Genomic DNA, 18,271 nt, shown 5'->3' with positions numbered 1-18,271 from the left:
TCCCGATTAAATGGCAATAACGACTTCGAAAAACGTTCCTTCTGCAACTATGCCGTCATAATTAGGCTTGGGTGTCTCTCGGTTCTCATAACATTGTAGACGAACGTATGCTTTTGTGAAACAGCCCAAGCTTTGCGAAGCCCGCCCACGGTGCTCCGACGACATTCATGCCGACAGCAGCATCAGCTAATTAGGTTCATAGAAGTCTTTTGCTGCTGTTTTTTCCAAGGACCACTTCGGGCTCACAGCGGTCATTAAAAGCAAAAGCACCGTCCTGAAAATCTGAAACGCATGGCCTTCAGCGACGCGCAGGCGGCGAAGCCGACCAGCCCCCGACCCTCCCCACAGGAGGGGGCTACACCCCCACCCAGGGTCGGGGGCTGGTCTATGTGATCTGTTAAAGTCGTTGCAACTTTGTTGGGGGATGATCTGGCAGCCAAATAGAACGCCGCCGCTGCCTTTGCGCGGGCTATTCCTTCCGATCACGCCTGCAATTCTGCGTCCCAATAAAGGTAGTCCATCCAGCTGTCGTGCAGAAAGTTGGGGGGGAATTTACGCCCCACATTGCGCAGCTCCTCAGAGCCGGGCTGGCGTGGGGGCTTGCGCAGGCTCATATGCGCTTGACGCAGGCTCTTGGAGCCTTTCTTGAGGTTGCAGGGCGAACAGGCCGCGACCACATTCTCCCAACTTGTAACGCCACCTGCGGCACGAGGAATGACGTGATCAAAGGTTAGATCTCCTTTGGCTCCACAGTACTGGCATTGGAATTCGTCCCTCAGAAATAAATTAAAGCGCGTGAAGGCCACGCGCTTTTGCAGTTTTACATAGTCTTTGAGAACGACAACCGAGGGGATACGTATCTCGGTAGAGGGGCTGCGGACCACATGGTCATATTCAGCCACGATGTCGACACGGTCCATATAGGCGGCTTTGATGGCGTCTTGCCAGGGCCAGAGAGAGAGCGGGTAGTAGGAGAGCGGGCGGTAGTCGGCGTTGAGGACAAGGGCAGGGTGGTGTTTCAACCCGCCGGGACTTCGTGTGAATTCTGTCCTGAAATCGCCGTCCATCTTAGCTCTCCCTATGCGCCCATTGGCCTTTCGGCCGACCTGCTTACAACCACTATATCTCGTGTCTTTGATCTGACAAGCCTCACGATATACGTGATTTTCGCCAATGCTGAGACAGCTGCAGGATGCCAGCGCCCAATGACGCTTTGATGACAGGCCTGTGGATAAAATGTAAGCGCCGCGCCTGAATATCAAGCGCGGCGTAAAGGGGGCTTTTGCAGAAGGGCTTTGCCTGCTGCGCGTTGGGCTAGTTTCGCTGATGCGAGGCTTAGCCCAACGGTCGGAGCGGCAAAGCGGATCGTGGCCTTAAATTTGGCGCGAGTAGCGCGCTTTAGTAGAACTTCAGTCCGTTGAGATCGAAGGTTTTTGACAGGGTGAGCGCGAAGCGTGTGTCGTCCTGTGCGACCATGCTGCCAATGCCGTGACGGCCAATGGCGTTGGTGGCTTGGGCGTCCACGGTGAAGCCGGATTTGCCAAGGTGATAGCGCGCACCGGCGGCCCATGTGGCCTCATCACCATCGCGACCGATTGGTGTGACTTCGGCGATTAGTTCCAGGCCGTTGTCAAAGCCATAGTTCACGCCCATGCCAAAGCCGACAAGTTCGTTGCTGCCAAAGGCGCCGATCTTAGGGCTGGCGGTGAAGGAGAAGCCGTTTCTGGTTTTGTAGTTGGCGATCAGATCCGTGTAAAACACGCCGATCTTGGCTGGATCAGAGTTGATCTGACGGCCATAGAGCATGCGTCCGGTGAGGGAGAAGAGATCGCCGTTGTTCTGGTCCATGAAGCGCAGTTTCGGGCCGACCATGTAGCGCACGCTGGTGGTGGGCACGAGGTCCTGATCTGCGGTTGGGTTGTCTGAGTATTTTTCAAAGATGACCTGAATTTCGCCGTCGCGATCTGGGCTGAAACTCAGGGAGACACCTTGGTTGCTGTCGTTGCCTCCCCAGACATCGGTGCGCAGCATGCCGGGCTCAAGCGTGTCGGCGCTGCCCAGCGTGAAGCCGTCCTGTTGCAGGTTCACCTGACGTGCGGTGGGTGGCAGGGACAGGCTGCGATAGCTGACCGGGCGATTGGCGCCGGGGGTGTAGATCAGGCGGGCGCCGGCGAGCACGTCGTCGCCATCTGGCCAAAAGGTCATGACACTGGTGGCCGGTGTGTTGCCCCAGCCGTTGGTGAGATACCCTTCAAGTCCAAGGCGCGGCGTGACGTTATAGCGCCCGCCCACGGTCCAGACCGGAACGCTCTCAAAATTGCCATCGCTGTTGATGGTGTTGTCGCCGGAGATAGCTGTTTCGACGGTACCGAACATCAGCACGCGGTTGGAGGCGCGGTAGCTGACCCCGGCGCCGAGGCTGACGATGGTGCCGTAAAATTCGTCGCCAGCGATGTCGTCAGGGGCAAGGGTGACACCCGGGGTCAGGTGCAGCTGAAGCTTGGGCGAGACGCTGTAGGTGATCGGTGCTTTGATCGCGCCGACGAACACCCCGTCCTGAGTGGTGTCAAATCCGCCCCAGAAATCGGAGCGCAGCGCGGCGAAGTTCTCAACCGAGCCAAGGGCAGCAACACTTAGGCGGCCATTGCTAAAGAGTTGGTACTTGCCCCAGAGTGCGACTTCGGTGGTTTCGATCTGCGGTATGGTTGGAAAACCTGCGACCGGGCCGCCGATGGGATCCACAAAGTTCTGGACGTCGATGCCCATGGTAAAGCTATCGGTGAAAGCGTAGGAGCCGCCGCCATTGTAGATCTGGTTGCCTGTGCCAGCACGGTTGCTTGGCGAATTCTGGCGCGCGCCGATGTTGAACTCCACCGTGCCTGCGTGGTTCACGTTGGCCGTTTCAAAGCCCACGATCCGCGTGGGAGGGCCTTCGACCACTGAAGGGCTGGTGGATTGCGCGGCGGCAAGGGCCGGAATAGCGGTTGCAGTGGTCAAGCTCAGTGTCAGAACTAAAGGGGAAAAGGGGCGCGCCTCAGAATTGTGATGGCTCACGGTGGGCTCCAGTAACAATAGGGTTAGTACGAAAGGACAGTATCTTGGGCGTCGGGGTGACCCAAGCGAAATTAGGGCCCAGCCGCGATTTTTGTGAGAGTTTTTGCAAGGCGTGGCCTTGGGGCATCGGCCGCATTAATGCGGGTGCACTCAACCAGCAATTTGCAGAATAAAATTCAGAGTTGAACTTTTTAAAGAGTTTTCTTCTTGAGGTGAGTTTTTATCCCGGTCCCTTTGGTAATAACAAAAACGTGATGGTTTGCATTCTACTCGGAGCCGAGATGGATGGCTTTTAAAGCCCCAATTTGTCCCGCATGAAGGCGAGGGCGACGCCGAGACCATCTGGCGCGATGCCGTGGGCGGTGCCTTTCATGATATGGGCGTAGACATCTGTAAAACCGGCTTCTTGAAGCGCCTCAGCGGCTTCAGGAAGGGATTGCGGCGGCACCACATCGTCCTGGTCTCCGTGAATAAGCAGGACCGGTGGTTTGCTGATCGCTTCGTCCTTGAGCAAATCGGGCTGCAGCAGGCGGCCGGAAAAGGCCACCACACCTGCGACCGGATCTTCGCGACGCGGCGCAACGTGCAGGCTCATCATGGTGCCCTGGGAGAAGCCCAGCAGCACAACCTGCTCCGGCAGCAGATCTTCGTCCACCATCACGGCATCCAGAAAGGCATTCAGATCATCGACCGCTGCCATCATGCCGCGTTCGCTTTCTTCTTCCGAGGAACCGTCAATCCACGGAATGGGGAACCACTGACGGCCCATAGGCATGCCAGGAATTTCTTCGGGCGCGTCAGGCGAAAGGAACAGCGTGTCAGGGAGGTGTTCCGCCAGCGGATCTGCCAACCCCATCAGATCGGCGCCATTGGCACCATAGCCATGCAGGAAAATCACCGCGGAACGGGTTTCGCCGGAGGCGGGTTCTTTGCGGAGGGTTTGCAATACGCGCGTCATGTCATGGCCTTATGTGATCTCAGAAGGGGCTTTGTTCTGGGATGTGTGTGGCATGTCAGAGCGCGGGTCGCAAGGAGGACGCGGGGACGCAGCCGCGCCCCCGGTCAAATATGCAGACTTTAGGCGAAAGCCGCTTCCAGTGCGATTTCCACCATATCGCCAAAGCTCTTCTCGCGATCCTCGGAAGGCAGGGCTTCGCCGGTCAGCAGGTGGTCGGACACGGTGAGTACCGCCAGAGCGCGGCGGCCATGGCGGGCCGCAAGATTATAAAGCTCTGCCGCCTCCATTTCGACGCCAAGGATGCCGTGGCGTGTCATCTGCTCGTTCAGATCAGGGCGTTCGTCATAAAACACATCGGAGCTGTAGATGCCGCCCACATGGGTAGGGGTGCCTTTGGCGGTGGCTGCATCCGCCGCAGCACGCAGAAGGCCGTAGTCTGCACAGGGGGCAAAGTTGATCTCTTTGAAGATGCCGCGCGACGGGGTGGAGAGCGAGGTGGCTGTCATGGCGATGATGACATCACGCACTTGCACGCTTTCCTGCATGCCGCCACAGGAGCCGATGCGGATCAGGGTCTGAGCGCCATAATCTTTCATCAGCTCATTGGCGTAGATTGACAGGGAGGGCATGCCCATGCCGGAGCCGTGGATGGTGACGCGATTGCCTTTCCACGTGCCGGTGAAGCCCAGCATGCCGCGCACTTCGTTGATGAGCTTCACGTCACTCAGGAAGTTTTCTGCAGCCCATTTGGCGCGATACGGGTCGCCAGGCAGCAGCACTGTTTCAGCAATATCTCCGGGCTGGGCGCCGATATGGACGGTCATGCAGGTATCCTTTCAAGCATCAAAGCGACGGCATAGCGGTCGCTGTCAATAAAGAGCCTTGATGCGCAACCGCGTGGGCAACATCAAGACGGAATTCAGGGAAAGTGCTTAATTGAAAGCAATAAAGCCGGGACCTCTGTCAGATCAACCTTTGTCAGGTGTCTGCGGAGGTCCCGGCTTTCAAAAGCGGTCGTCTCTGAACCGAAAGTCGTCGATCAGACTTCCATTTGATCAGGCGTGATGCCTGCAGCCAGAGCCTGATCAAACCATTTTGGCTTGCGGCCTTTACCAGTCCAGGTTTGGGTCTTGTCCTCGGGGTGCGCGTATTTCGGCACGCCTTTCATAAAGCCGTTCTTTTTCTTGCCGGTCGCAGTTGCCAGTTCTTCCAGAGAGAAGCCATACTTTTCGGCAGCTTCTTCGACAGCTTTCAGCGCGTCGGTTTTGCGCTGTGCTTCGCGCTTCTCCAGTTGAATGTCAATTTGCGCGCGCAGGTCAATAAGTGCGTCGCGGGACAATTCTTCCAAGTTCATTTGTGTAGTCTCTATTCATGTGGTGGTGGCGACTTTTCGCCGATGCTGTATAGAGATTGCAAGTGTAATATCTATTAACCGGGTGATATTCTGAGAAATTGCACGAATTAGTTGCGGGAAAGAGTATTTCTTTCCCGCTTAAATCTGTTTCTTTCTCAATGAAGAGTTGAGGCGCGATTTCTTATGCGGCTGCAGACTCCGGGGCTGCCAAGGTTACGATATCGCGCATGATGGTGTTCAGTTCGAAGTCTTTCGGGGTGTAAACCCGCGCCACGCCCATCGCCCGCAGGCGTTCTGCGTCGTCATCCGGAATGATGCCACCAACGATCACGGGCGTGTCGGCAAGACCGGCGGCAGACATGCGCGCCATGAGGTCTTCGACCAGCGGGATGTGCGAGCCTGACAGAATAGAGAGCCCGACAACATGCGCCTCGTCTTCAAGTGCCTTGGCCACGATCTCCTCCGGGGTCAGGCGGATGCCGTCATAGGTGATGTCCATGCCGCAATCGCGTGCGCGGAAGGCGATTTGCTCGGCGCCATTGGAGTGACCGTCAAGGCCCGGTTTGCCAATAACAAACTTCAGGCGGCGGCCCAGACGGTCGGAAACCGTATCCACGGCATCCCGGATGTCATCCAACCCTTCGGTTTTGTTGGACGGCGCGCCGGATACCCCGGTTGGGCCGCGGTATTCGCCGTGCACAACGCGCATTTGCGCGGCCCACTCGCCGGTTGTGACACCGGCTTTGGCGGCCGCAATTGAAGCTGGCATCACATTGGCTCCGCTGGCCGCTGCTTCACGCAGATCTTTCAGGGCTTTTTCCACGGCGGCCTGATCGCGGGTGGCGCGCCACTCGTTCAGACGTCCGATTTGATCCTGCTCCACAGCGGGGTCCACCACCATGATGCCGCCATCGCCGGTCATCAGCGGCGATGGCTCGCCCTTCTGGAATTTGTTCACCCCGACCACAACGGTTTCGCCAGCCTCGATACGGTTGAGGCGGTCGGCGTTGCTGTCCACAAGGCGGGATTTCATGTAGTCGATGGCACCGATGGCACCGCCCATGCTGCCGAGGTTGGCCAGCTCGCTGCGGGCACCTGCCTTGAGCTCTTCGACTTTGGCGTCCACTGCGGGGTTGCCGTCAAACAGGTCGTCATATTCCAGCAGGTCGGTTTCAAAGGCCATGATCTGCTGCATGCGCATGGACCATTGCTGATCCCAAGGACGGGGAAGGCCGAGGGCCTCGTTCCACGCGGGCAATTGCACCGCGCGGGCACGGGCTTTCTTCGACAAAGTTACCGCCAGCATTTCGATCAGAATGCGGTAGACGTTGTTTTCAGGCTGCTGCTCGGTCAGCCCGAGAGAGTTCACCTGCACCCCGTAGCGGAAGCGGCGGGATTTAGGATCGGTCACACCATAACGCTCAACCAGAATTTCATCCCAGAGATCCACAAAGGCGCGCATTTTGCACATCTCGGTGACAAAGCGGATGCCGGCATTCACAAAGAAGGAGATACGGCCGCAGAGGCGCGGGAAATCTTCTTCGGGAACGCGGGGCTTAAGGGCATCAAGCACGGCGATCGCGGTGGCGAGCGCAAAGGCCAGCTCCTGCTCTGGCGTCGCACCTGCTTCCTGCAAGTGGTAGGAACAGACGTTCATCGGGTTCCACTTGGGCACATTGGTGTAGCAGTATTCCGCCACATCCGCGATCATCTTCAGGCTGGGCTCGGGCGGACAGATATAGGTGCCGCGCGACAGGTATTCCTTGATCAGGTCGTTTTGCACCGTGCCTTGTAGCTTGGTGACGTCAGCGCCCTGTTCTTCGGCAACTGCAATATAGAGCGACAACAACCATGGCGCGGTGGCGTTGATCGTCATGGAGGTGTTCATCTGCTCGAGCGGGATCTGGTCAAACAGAGTGCGCATGTCGCCAAGGTGACACACAGGCACGCCCACTTTGCCAACTTCGCCACGCGACAGAACGTGGTCGCTGTCATAACCGGTCTGGGTCGGGAGATCGAAAGCCACGGACAGGCCGGTCTGACCCTTTTCCAGGTTGGAGCGGTAGAGCGCGTTTGAGGCTTTGGCGGTGGAATGACCGGCATAGGTCCGAATCAACCAGGGACGGTCTTTGGTCGGGGTTTGCTGCGTCTGCGACATGGGGCTTCCCTCTGTTCGGCGGCCAAGACAGGGCTCGGCAATAATCTTGCGTTTGAGCGTAGATATGCGAAACATCATGCGCAAGTCAATTCGCTGCATTGCGGCAAATACGTCCCGTCATTCCAGCAGGCGGAAGCGGGCATGCAGAGATACCTGTTTACCTCAGCAGACGCAGTTGACAGACTCCGCGCCATGACATCGACCGTAGAACTCCCTCTCTGGCTGTTTGTGCTGATCCTGCTGTTTGCGATTGTAACAGCCGCGAGCCATTTGCTTTTTCCCTCTGTGCGCTGGTTTTTCCGGCGGCGGATGGAGCGGGCTGTGGCGCAGTTGAACGAGCGCCTGCAGCGACCGATTGAGCCGTTCAAGCTGGCGCAGCGCCATGACATGATCCAGCGGCTGATTTATCAGCCGGACGTCACACGGGCGGTGTCGGAATATGCCCGTGAGAAAGGCATTCCCGACGCTGTGGCCTTTGAGGAGGCCCGCCGGTATGCGCGGGAGATTGTGCCCTCTTTCTCGGCGACCATGTATTTTGGGATCGCTATTCGCCTGACGCGTTTCTTCAGCCGCGCTCTGTATCATGTGCGTGTGGGCTTTGCCGATGAGGCTGCCATTAATGCGCTGCCCAAAGATGCCACGGTGGTCTTTGTGATGAACCATCGCAGCAACATGGATTATGTGCTTGTGACTTATCTGGCGGCGCGACGGTCGGCGCTGACCTATGCGGTCGGGGAATGGGCGCGTGTGTGGCCGCTGAGCCGTCTGATCCGGGCGATGGGGGCCTACTTTATCCGGCGACGGTCACAAAGTGATCTCTATCGCCGGGTTCTGGCAGCCTATGTGCGGCTGGCCACCGAGGCCGGGGTGACACAGGCCATGTTCCCGGAAGGTCGGTTGAGCCTTGATGGCGCGCCGCAGGAGCCGAAACGCGGGCTGCTCAAATATATCACGGATGCCTTTGATGGTTTTGAGGAGCAGGGGCATGATGTGGTGTTTGTACCGGTGGCCCTGAACTACGACCGTGTGCTGGAAGATCGCATATTGCTGGAAGCCAAGGCGCGCGGGGGGAAAGGGTTCCGCGCGCGCATCAGCGTGATCCTCGGCTTTTTTATGAAGCAGATCCTGCTGCGCTTCGTCGGGCGCTACCGCAAGTTTGGCACGGCTGGGGTGCGGTTTGGCCATCCGCTGTCGCTGACGGAGTTTGTCGCGGGGCAGGCACGGCAAGAGAATGAAGACCTTGCTGAACCGCTGTCTTTGGAGCTGATGGAGCGCATCAACGCGGTGGTGCCTGTGCTGTCTGTGCCGCTGGTGGCCGCGATTTTGCAGGACGCTGAGGCGCCGTTGACCCTCGATGAGGTCAAAATGGTGTATGATGGCCATATGGCCCGGCTGGGTGACGCTTCGGAAGGGGCGCAAGACGCCGGAGATGAGGACGCAACGGAAACCGGACTGCGTATTTTGGTGGGCCGCCGGATGATCGCCCAAGAGGGTGACCGCTACTTTAGGGAAGAAAATCAAGATGATGAGCTGGCATTCTATGCCAATTCAGTGCGTCACCTATTGAATTAATTTCGCATATGCAGCGTGAAATGCTGCAGCTGCTGGGTCATAAAATTACAAAAAGCAGCCAGAGATGGTTGCAATGTTACTTTGCCGCCGGTATCTCGGTGGTAGAAACGCGATTCTGCATCGCGGCAATATGACCAAACAGGAGGCGAAAATGGCTCTGGATACCGAAAACAGCATTTTGACCTACGATGCGCCCAAGAAGGACCTCTATGAGGTTGGTGAAATGCCTCCCATGGGGCACGTCCCAAAGCAGATGTATGCTTGGGCCATCCGTCGTGAGCGTCAGGGCGAGCCGGACAAGGCGATGCTTCAGGAAGTTGTCGACGTACCAACGCTCGACAGCCACGAGGTGCTGGTTTTGGTGATGGCCGCCGGTGTGAACTACAACGGTGTTTGGGCGGGCCTCGGTGTGCCTGTGTCCATGTTTGATGTGCACAAGCAGCCTTACCACATTGCGGGTTCTGATGCGTCCGGCATCGTTTGGGCCGTGGGTGACAAGGTGAAGCGCTGGAAAGTTGGCGACGAAGTTGTGATCCACTGCAACCAGGATGACGGCGACGACGAGCACTGCAACGGTGGCGATCCGATGTATTCCGACAGCCAGCGCATCTGGGGCTATGAGACACCAGATGGGTCTTTCTCCCAGTTCACACGGGTGCAAGCACAGCAGTTGATGCCACGCCCCAAGCACCTGACCTGGGAAGAGAGCGCGTGCTACACGCTAACGCTGGCAACCGCTTACCGTATGCTGTTTGGTCACGAGCCGCATGACCTGAAGCCGGGTCAGAACGTGCTGGTTTGGGGCGCGTCCGGTGGTCTGGGTTCATATGCGATCCAGCTGATCAACACCGCAGGGGCCAACGCCATTGGTGTGATCTCTGACGAGAGCAAGCGTGACTTTGTCATGAGCCTCGGTGCCAAAGGTGTGCTCAACCGTAAAGACTTCAACTGCTGGGGGCAGCTGCCGACAGTGAACACGCCGGAATATGCCGAGTGGTTCAAAGAGGCGCGCAAGTTCGGCAAAGCCATCTGGGACATCACCGGCAAAGGCGTGAACGTCGATATGGTGTTTGAACACCCCGGCGAAAGCACCTTCCCTGTGTCCACCTTTGTGGTGAAAAAGGGCGGCATGGTTGTGATCTGCGCCGGTACCTCCGGTTTCAACTGTACCTTTGATGTGCGCTACATGTGGATGCACCAGAAGCGTCTGCAGGGCTCCCACTTTGCGCACCTGAAGCAGGCCTCCGCTGCCAACCAACTGATGGTGGAGCGTCGTCTGGATCCGTGCATGTCCGAAGTGTTCCCATGGGCAGAGCTGCCCGACGCGCACATGAAGATGCTGCGCAACGAGCACAAGCCGGGCAACATGTCGGTGCTGGTGCAGGCGCCCAAGACCGGTCTGCGCACGCTGGAAGACGTGCTTGAGGCTGGCAAGTAACAAGATTGGTCAAACGGTTTCCCCCGTTTTCCTCCTGCCCCCGGATCAGAGATGGTTCGGGGGTTTTTTGTTTCTTTGGACAGCTTGTGCGTGGTGTGGTGCGCAGAGATTGCGCACCCAACGGGGTGGTCCATTGGGGGCTGGGGCGTTAGGGATCTAGATCAAGAGGGGGGATGGCCATGGCAAAACTAGACACAGTGACTTTGCGGGTCTTGGATCCGGACCGGCAAAAGCAGTTTTATTGCGACGTGCTGGGCATGCGGGATCTGGGTGCTGGGCGTATCGGCTATGGCGGCGATGAAGCGGCGCTGGTTTTTGAGCAGGCGCACGAGGGCTATCAGGCCACGCGCAGCGACCTCTACTGGAAAATCGCGCTTTCGGTGCCGGATATTGAGCTGGCCTGCGCGCAACTGACCAAGGCTGGTGTTGCGGTCTCTGAGCCGCACCAATTTGAAGATGTCGGCTATCTTGCGCATTTTGCGGACCCTGAAGGGTTTTCAATTGAGCTGATTGATCATGCCTTCAAAGGCGCGCGGGGATCGGTTTCCAGTGATGCTGCACTATTGGGTGGCGGGGCACATCTGAGTCTTGTGACCTTGCGGATCGCGGATCTTGAAGCAGTGGAGCCCACACTTCTGCGCTGGGGGATGCGCAAATTGTCGGTGCAACCGCTGACGGACTACGGCTTTACCCTGCATTTTTATGCCTTCACAGAAGAGCAGCCGCCGGAAGCGGATCTGCTGGCGGTGGCCAATCGCATGTGGACCTATCAGCGCCCTTATACGGTGCTTGAACTGCAACATGTGGCTGCGGTTGAGACGGTGCGGGTGCCGGAGGAGGGCGAGGGTGGCTATGTGGGGGTGTCGATTGCCTCTGATGCGGATGCGGGTTTTGAGGATCTGGGGCGTTTGAAAATACGATGGGCGAGATAGAGCAGCGCAGAGATTGCGCGCCTGGCGGGTGGTGGTGAGCGAAAGCTGCTGGCTCCTGCGGGCTGCCCGCTATAGGGTCGCGCCATGAGCAGTACATCCATCACTTTCAGCCATGATCAGGCTGACGCCTTTGACAATATTTCCACCCTGCTCAAAGGGCTGGGGGTGGATCTGGACGAGGGGCTGTTGAGCCCACCTACTGAAGGCAAACAGGCCATCGCGGCTGTGACTGGCAAGGCCGGATCCGGTAAAACCTTGTTGCTTTCGGAGCTTGTGAAGGCGCTGGAAGAGGCCGGCGTAGATATCGTTTCCGGTGATTTTGAGGGCAAAAAGAAGAAAGATCGCCGGACGCTGGCGGTTTTGGCGCCGACCAACAAGGCGGCCAGTGTGCTTCGGATGCGTGGGGTGCCTGCGACCACCATTCACCGCATCATCTACACTCCAGTCTATGATCCTGAATATGAGAAGATTGCGGAGTGGCTGGCCGAGAACGGCGAACGCCCAGAGATTGAGGGCCTTACCGATGAGGCGCTGGACCGTGCCTTGGAGTTCTACAAGGTGCATAAATCCATTCCCGGCGCGCTGGCGGCTGCGGGGCTGCGGGGCAGTGATTTTATCACCGGCTGGAAGCGGCGCGATGAGCCGTTGGATATTGGCTTTATCGATGAAAGCTCGATGCTCGATGACAAGCAGTTTGATGACCTGAAAGAGATTTTCTCCACGCTGCTGCTGTTTGGCGATCCTGCGCAGCTGGCACCGGTCAACCAATCCGGCGCGATGGTGTTTGATAAGCTGCCTGCGCCATCGGTCTATAATCTGGAACGCATTCACCGTCAGGAGGCGGACAACCCGATCCTTGATCTGGCCCATGCTTTGGCCGACCCGCAGATGGCGTTTCACGACTTTGAGCGCATGGTGGAAGAAACCGCGCGTAAGGATGATCGGGTGCAGTATGCGCAACGGGTTGAAGTGGACCTGATGGCGCGCAGCCCGGTTCTGGTGTGGCGCAATGCGACGCGCATTCGGCTGATCCACGCGTTTCGCCATGTGCATGGGGCACCAGAAGATGAACTGCTTGAGGGAGAGCCGCTGATTTGTGACGGGATCGAGCTGCCGCTTAAGCACCGTAAGAAGCGGCTGGATCTGGAGGCGCGGGGGCTGATCAAAGGCGCGCAGGTGATCTATCTCGGGCCGGGGCGCAAGCCGGGCTTTTCTCGGCTGCATGTGATGGGCGCAGAAGATCCGCGGGTCTCGGCGGCCTCGATTGTAAAGATCGAGGCGCCGGAGGAGGAAGAGCCGTTTATTCCTTATGCGGCGCGCATGGGAGCAACCTTTCTGCACGGGGCAGCGGTGACCATTCACAAGGCGCAGGGTTCTCAGTGGGAGAATGTGCAGGTGTTTGCGCCGGATTTGTTTGTGGCGGCGCGGATGAACCGGATGGAGGCGGGGCAGCCTTTGTGGAAGCGGTTGGCCTATGTGGCGATCACGCGGGCCAGCGAGCGCCTCTATTGGGTGGTGCGCAACCGGTTGGCCAAACCATCAGACGGGCTGCGGGTAGATGATCTGATCACCGCGCCAGCCCCATTGACGTTAGAAGCGCAGGAGGAGAGCGCATGAAGAGCATCATTGTGACCGGCGCAAGCCAGGGGATCGGGCGCGCGACGGCAGAAGTGTTCCTGAAGGCGGGCTGGCGCGTGGGTGTTTTGGCCCGCAGCGAAGACAGGCTACAGGAGCTGGCCAGCACCTATGACACTGCGGTGCCGCTGGTGGCAGATGTGACCGATGCGGCAGCCATGGAAAGCGCTTTTGCTCGGTTTGTCGCCCGCACCGAGCGCCTTGATGCATTGTTCAACAACGCCGGTATGTTTGGCCCCGTGGGGCCGATTGATGAAATTGATCTTGGTGGGTTTGATCAGGTGCTTGATGTGAACGTGCGTGGCATGTTCATTGCCGCGAAACTTGCCTTTGCGCAGATGCGGCGTCAGTCGCCGCAGGGCGGGCGGATCATCAACAACGGGTCGCTGGCCGCGCATGTGCCGCGCGAAGGTTCGGTGTGTTACACGTTGACCAAACACGCGATTACGGGGCTTACGCGGAGCCTGTCGCTGGATGGGCGCGCCTATGATGTGGCTTGCGGGCAAATTGATATTGGTAACGCCGCCACCGATATGGTGACGGGCATCAACGAGCGATTGATTGCGGAGGGCAAAACGCCCAATCCATCGATGGATGTGGAAGATGCCGCCAAATCGGTGTTGCATATGGCGGAGCTGCCCCTGAGCGCAAATGTGCAGTTCATGACCGTTATGGCGACCAAAATGCCCTATATCGGCCGCGGCTGACATCGCCGCCGCTTTCGCGCTCACCGCAGCCAAATAGGAAAGCCCCCGACCAAAGTGAGATCGGGGGCGAATGTTTTGGTGCTAAAAAGCGTTTTGGTAGTCAGAATAGGCGTCGTCGTTATCCGATCAGGCCGCCGTCGGTGCGACGGACTGCAAATACACCGGACCGTGGCACAGAGGTGCCGCCGTCAGGGAAGTGAGAGTCGCCGCGCTCGCCAGGATGCTGAATTCCGACAAACATGGTGCGGCGGTCCGGGGACCAGCACACGCCGGTGACTTCGCATTCTTTTGGCCCCACCAGGAAGCGGCGGATTTCGCCGGTTACGGTGTCGCCTGCGAGCATCTGGTTGTTGCCCATGCCCGCAAAGTCTTCGGCATTAGAATAGTTGCCGTCGGTCTGGATCCACAACAGGCCGGTGCTGTCAAATGCCATGCCATCCGGAGAGTTGAACATATTTCCGGCATTGATGTTCTCGCTGCCTGCATATGCATCGCTGTGAACATCCGGGTTGCCCGCAAGCGCGAACAGGTTCCAGCTGAAGCCGGTGGATGTGTGGTTCTCATCATCCGCCATCCAGCGCGCGATTTGGCCATAGTGGTTCTCGACGCGGGGGTTGGGGCCGTTTGCGGAGGTGTCATCGCCACCTGCATTGGGCTTCACGCCGCGGTTCTTGTTGTTCGTGAGGGCGACATAGGCCTCGGTCTTGGTGGGGTTCACCGCGACCCATTCCGGGCGATCCATGGTGGTGGCACCCACTTTGGAGGCGGCCTGACGGGTGTGAATGCGGATTTCCGCCTCGGTCATGCCGGTGGTTTCCGGTGTCAGCGCCAGCCATTCGCCGCGCATGTCATCGTGGAATTTGGCCACGTAGAGATCGCCGCTTTCCAGAAGATCCGAGTTGTCGCCTACGCCGGAATAGGTGCCTTCGGAGACAAATTTATAGAGGAACTCGCCGCGTTCATCATCGCCCATATAGACGACTACCTTGCCATTGGCGGCAACAACCACGGCGGCGTTTTCATGTTTGAAACGGCCAAGCGCGGTGCGCTTCTTCGGGGTTGAGGTTGGGTCGAACGGGTCGATTTCCACGACATAGCCTGCGCGGTTGGGTTCATTTGGATCTTTGGCGACATCAAAGCGCGGATCGACTTTGGCCCAGCCATAGCCCCAGTCTTTGGAAGAGACACCGTAGCGCTTGAGCTCTGCGCTGACCTCATGGGCCTCATCTTCTGCGGAGAAGTAACCGTTGAAGTTTTCTTCGCAGGCCAGATAGGTGCCCCAAGGGGTTTCGCCGTTGCCGCAGTTGTTCCAAGTGCCTTTGCAGGTGGTGCCGGTTGGATCGGCGGTGGTTTTCATGAGGTCATGGCCTGCTGCGGGGCCGGTGATCTCCATATCGGTTTGCGGTGTCACGCGGCGGTTCAGGTCGCTGTCGATCACAACTTGCCATTTGCCATCATCCCCGCGCGCCACTTCGACTATAGACACACCATGGGCCATCATGCCTTTTTCAACATCGTCATCCGTGACCCACGCGCCGTCCGGGTTGTTGCCCCAGAGGATCTTGCGGTTGGTATATTCATTGTTGATCGCCATCACATGACGGCCACCTTTGGTGAAGAAGGCCATGCCATCGTTGTTGTCGCCAAAGGCACCGGCCTGAGAGGCGGCGGTGCCACGGGTGGCTTCGTCAAACGCCGGGGTGCTGCTGAAAAGCGGATCACCCCATGTGACAACCTGTTCCCACTCAAAACCTTCGGGCACGGTGATCGTGTCTTCCGAATTGGCAGGGATTTGGTGGAAGCCGAAGCGGTCAGCGTGGCCATGGCCGCCAGCTTGTGCATCGCGGGTCAGAGCGGTGGTGCCGACAAGGAAGGAGCCCAGACCAAAGGTCATCACGCCGCCAAGAAAGCCACGGCGAGACAGGGCGCTTTCGACCACGCGATCAAAATCAGTTTCTTCGGCGCGAGGGGAAATCAGTTCGTCAATCTCGTCAAACGACAGGTCATCGTGGGACATGGCTGGCTCCTTAAGCTGGCTGGGGCGCACCCCAAGTTAATACTAGGTAAAGAAGCTAGGATGCGTCCGATTCAGTTTTGTGACAAGAAATACTCATCTTTATGACAGTGCGGCTGACGTAGATTTCCCTGAGATTTCGGCATGTTCTTGCCGGCACGTGGATGGCTATCGTGCCTCTGACAGGAGTTGCTCCAAGGGCAATGGGCGGCTGTACATCTGCAAAGAGCCGTCTTCATGGCGGGGCCATTCTGCGGGGTCGCGGTCGCAATAAAGCTCGACACCATTGCCGTCGGGATCGTTGAAGTAGATGGCTTCTGAGACGCCGTGATCAGAGGCTCCCATCACCGGAAAGCCCGCATCTATGACGCGCTTAACGGCGGTGGCGAGATCCGTGCGGGAGGCATAAAGCAGGGCGGTGTGAAACAGGCCTGTGTGGCCCTCAGGCGCAGGCGTGCCGCCTTTGCTGCGCCATGTGTTGAGGCCTATATGATGGTGATACCCATCCGCCCCAAGAAACGCGGCCTCACTGCCAAGGCGGGCCTGCACCTCAAATCCCAACACATCCGCATAAAAGGCAATGGCACGTTCCAGATCGGCGACTTTCAGATGGACGTGGCCGATGCGCGCTGAGGGGGCGAGGGCTGCTGCGGGCTGTGTCATGGGACTCTCCTTTGCTTAGGGAGAGTGTAGGAGCAGGCAGCGGGGGCGAAAACTCGCGTTTAGGCGCGAAGCCTGTGCGTGAACGCGCAGAGCGCGCGCTGATCGGTAGGCGAAGAAAAAGGGCCGGAGCTGCTTCGCGGTCCGGCCCTTTTGGTGATGTTTTGTCAGGGAAACTTAGCCTGCGATGACGTTTTGTTTCTGAACGCCCAGACCTTCGATGCCCAGCTCCATTTTGTCGCCCGGCTTGAGATAGGTCTGTGGGTTTTGGCCCATGCCCACACCCGGAGGGGTTCCGGTGGAGATCACGTCGCCCGGCTGCAGGGACATGAACTGGCTGAGGTGTGAGATCACGGTGGCCACGTCAAAATGCATCGTCTTGGTGGAGCCGTCTTGATAGCGGTGGCCGTTGACCTCCAGATACATCGGCAGGTTCTGCGGATCTGCCACTTCGTCGCGAGTCACCAGCCATGGGCCAATGGGGCCGAAGGTGTCGGCGGATTTGCCTTTGACCCACTGGCCAGAGCGGTGCAGCTGGAAGTCACGCTCAGACAGGTCGTTGACCACGCAGTAGCCTGCGACATGGTCCAGTGCGTCTTCGCGGCTCACGTATTTGGTGTGTTTGCCGATCACCACGCCCAGTTCAACTTCCCAGTCGGATTTCACCGAGGTGCGAGGGATTTCAACATCGTCGTTGGGGCCAGAAATTGCCGAAGTGGCCTTGAAGAAGATCACCGGCTCCTCGGGCAGGGCCATGCCGGATTCCGCTGCGTGGTCGGCATAGTTCAGGCCGATGCAGATGAATTTGCCAACGTGGCCGACGCATGCTCCGATGCGCGGGGATCCTTCGACCACCGGAAGGCTGGCTGGGTCGATCGCGCGCAGTTTGTCGAGGCTTTCGTCGCTGAGCGCCGCGCCTGCGATGTCATCCACATGGCCGGAAAGATCGCGGATATTGCCCGCATCATCCTGCAGGCCGGGTTTCTCTGCCCCGACCGGGCCGTACCGTAGAAGCTTCATTGAGGTGTCCTTTCTCGCTCAGATCGTCCAGCCGCCATCGATGGCGAAGGGCTGGCCGGAAGTGTATTTGCTGGCGTCGCTGGCCAGATAAAGCGCCAGCTCTGCGATTTCATCTGCGGTGCCGATGCGGCCCATGGGCTGGCGGGCAATAAAGTCGCTCATTGCCTGCTCATAGTCCCCTGTGGCGCGCAGGCGGTCATGCAGGCTGGGGCTGTCCACGGTGCCCGGGCAGATGGCGTTGCAGCGGATGCCCTGCGCCACGTAATCGGCTGCCACAGCTTTGGTCAAGCCGAGAACCGCGCCCTTGGATGCGCAATAGGCAAAGCGGTTTGGCACGCCTTTCATGGAGGACGCCACGGAGGACATGTTGATGATCGAGCCGCCGCCGTTTTCCAGCATGGCCGGGAGGGTCAGCTGGATCAGGCGGTACATTGCCTTGACGTTGAGATCGAAGCTGAAGTCCCAGTCTTTCTCCGAGCACTCCAGAATGGTGCCACCTGCGACATAGCCTGCGCAGTTAAAGAGCACGTCCAGCGCAGGCAGGTCGGCGGCGGCCTTTGCCACTGCAGCACCATCGGTCACATCAAGCTTGAGCGCGGTCACCCCGTCGATTTGGGCCAGCTCGGCCAGCGATGCATCGTTGATATCGCTGGCGATGACCTGGGCGCCTTCTGCCACAAAGAGCTCTGTGGTGGCGCGGCCAATGCCTTGGCCCGCCGCCGTGATGAGCGCTGTTTTGCCAGCCAGTCGGCCAGTTACCTCAGTCATT

Annotated in this window: 15 protein-coding genes; 5 read left to right on the top strand and 10 right to left on the bottom strand. The window is 58.5% G+C overall.

All coding sequences use genetic code 11. The features are described from left to right. Nucleotides 1-482: 482 nt before the first annotated feature. From J7399_RS02865 to J7399_RS02840, 6 genes are all read right to left on the bottom strand, one after another. Complete coding sequence (locus J7399_RS02865; protein WP_209061434.1) at nucleotides 483-1,067, bottom strand: HNH endonuclease; 585 nt, start codon at nucleotides 1,065-1,067, stop codon at nucleotides 483-485. A gap of 331 nt (nucleotides 1,068-1,398) precedes the next feature. Further along, on the bottom strand, nucleotides 1,399-2,997 hold the full coding sequence (locus J7399_RS02860) for a DUF1302 family protein (RefSeq protein ID WP_209084032.1): 1,599 nt from the start codon (nucleotides 2,995-2,997) through the stop codon (nucleotides 1,399-1,401). A 349-nt stretch (nucleotides 2,998-3,346) separates the two neighbouring features. Then, nucleotides 3,347-4,012 (bottom strand): alpha/beta fold hydrolase, encoded by a 666-nt coding sequence (locus tag J7399_RS02855; protein WP_209084030.1) that lies wholly within the window; start codon nucleotides 4,010-4,012, stop codon nucleotides 3,347-3,349. A 119-nt stretch (nucleotides 4,013-4,131) separates the two neighbouring features. Further along, the gene (gene deoD, locus J7399_RS02850; RefSeq protein WP_209084028.1) at nucleotides 4,132-4,836 is read right to left on the bottom strand and encodes a purine-nucleoside phosphorylase; all 705 of its coding nucleotides are present in this window, start codon (nucleotides 4,834-4,836) and stop codon (nucleotides 4,132-4,134) included. Nucleotides 4,837-5,051: 215 nt separating this feature from the next. Continuing rightward, nucleotides 5,052-5,366 carry an H-NS histone family protein gene (locus J7399_RS02845; protein WP_209061427.1) on the bottom strand — a complete coding sequence of 105 codons (315 nt, stop codon included), beginning with the start codon at nucleotides 5,364-5,366 and terminating at the stop codon, nucleotides 5,052-5,054. Nucleotides 5,367-5,547: 181 nt separating this feature from the next. Next, nucleotides 5,548-7,524 carry a protein meaA gene (locus J7399_RS02840; RefSeq protein WP_209084027.1) on the bottom strand — a complete coding sequence of 659 codons (1,977 nt, stop codon included), beginning with the start codon at nucleotides 7,522-7,524 and terminating at the stop codon, nucleotides 5,548-5,550. Between the two features lie 192 nt (nucleotides 7,525-7,716). Between J7399_RS02840 and J7399_RS02835 the strand changes: the two genes are divergently transcribed. The 5 genes from J7399_RS02835 (at nucleotide 7,717) to J7399_RS02815 (ending at nucleotide 13,808) form a co-directional block, all read left to right on the top strand. Beyond that, nucleotides 7,717-9,096: a 1-acyl-sn-glycerol-3-phosphate acyltransferase gene (locus tag J7399_RS02835; protein ID WP_209084026.1), complete on the top strand. Its 1,380-nt coding sequence runs from the start codon at nucleotides 7,717-7,719 to the stop codon at nucleotides 9,094-9,096. A 151-nt stretch (nucleotides 9,097-9,247) separates the two neighbouring features. Beyond that, a complete protein-coding gene (ccrA, locus tag J7399_RS02830) occupies nucleotides 9,248-10,534 on the top strand; it encodes a crotonyl-CoA carboxylase/reductase (RefSeq protein WP_209077822.1) in 1,287 nt (428 codons plus the stop codon). A 179-nt stretch (nucleotides 10,535-10,713) separates the two neighbouring features. Continuing rightward, on the top strand, nucleotides 10,714-11,466 hold the full coding sequence (locus J7399_RS02825; protein WP_209084025.1) for a VOC family protein: 753 nt from the start codon (nucleotides 10,714-10,716) through the stop codon (nucleotides 11,464-11,466). Between the two features lie 84 nt (nucleotides 11,467-11,550). After that, nucleotides 11,551-13,083, top strand: coding sequence for an AAA family ATPase (locus J7399_RS02820; protein ID WP_209084024.1), 1,533 nt, complete (start codon nucleotides 11,551-11,553; stop codon nucleotides 13,081-13,083). Beyond that, the gene (locus tag J7399_RS02815; protein ID WP_209084023.1) at nucleotides 13,080-13,808 is read left to right on the top strand and encodes an SDR family oxidoreductase; all 729 of its coding nucleotides are present in this window, start codon (nucleotides 13,080-13,082) and stop codon (nucleotides 13,806-13,808) included. The genes J7399_RS02820 and J7399_RS02815 overlap by 4 nt, the downstream gene beginning before the upstream one ends. A gap of 118 nt (nucleotides 13,809-13,926) precedes the next feature. Here J7399_RS02815 and J7399_RS02810 read toward each other — a convergent pair whose 3' ends face one another. The 4 genes from J7399_RS02810 to J7399_RS02795 all read right to left on the bottom strand — a co-directional run bounded on the left by J7399_RS02810 (nucleotide 13,927) and on the right by J7399_RS02795 (nucleotide 18,270). Then, on the bottom strand, nucleotides 13,927-15,825 hold the full coding sequence (locus tag J7399_RS02810; RefSeq protein ID WP_209084022.1) for a PhoX family phosphatase: 1,899 nt from the start codon (nucleotides 15,823-15,825) through the stop codon (nucleotides 13,927-13,929). A 165-nt stretch (nucleotides 15,826-15,990) separates the two neighbouring features. Continuing rightward, on the bottom strand, nucleotides 15,991-16,485 hold the full coding sequence (locus tag J7399_RS02805; protein ID WP_209084021.1) for a VOC family protein: 495 nt from the start codon (nucleotides 16,483-16,485) through the stop codon (nucleotides 15,991-15,993). Nucleotides 16,486-16,659: 174 nt separating this feature from the next. Further along, nucleotides 16,660-17,502 (bottom strand): fumarylacetoacetate hydrolase family protein, encoded by an 843-nt coding sequence (locus J7399_RS02800; protein WP_209084020.1) that lies wholly within the window; start codon nucleotides 17,500-17,502, stop codon nucleotides 16,660-16,662. Between the two features lie 18 nt (nucleotides 17,503-17,520). Beyond that, a complete protein-coding gene (locus tag J7399_RS02795; protein ID WP_209084019.1) occupies nucleotides 17,521-18,270 on the bottom strand; it encodes an SDR family oxidoreductase in 750 nt (249 codons plus the stop codon). Nucleotide 18,271: the final 1 nt, after the last annotated feature.

Source organism: Shimia sp. R9_1 (genome assembly GCF_017743775.1).
Classification (GTDB): domain Bacteria; phylum Pseudomonadota; class Alphaproteobacteria; order Rhodobacterales; family Rhodobacteraceae; genus Shimia.
Note: the sequence above shows the minus strand (reverse complement) of the source record. Positions and strands in the feature narration are given on the sequence as shown.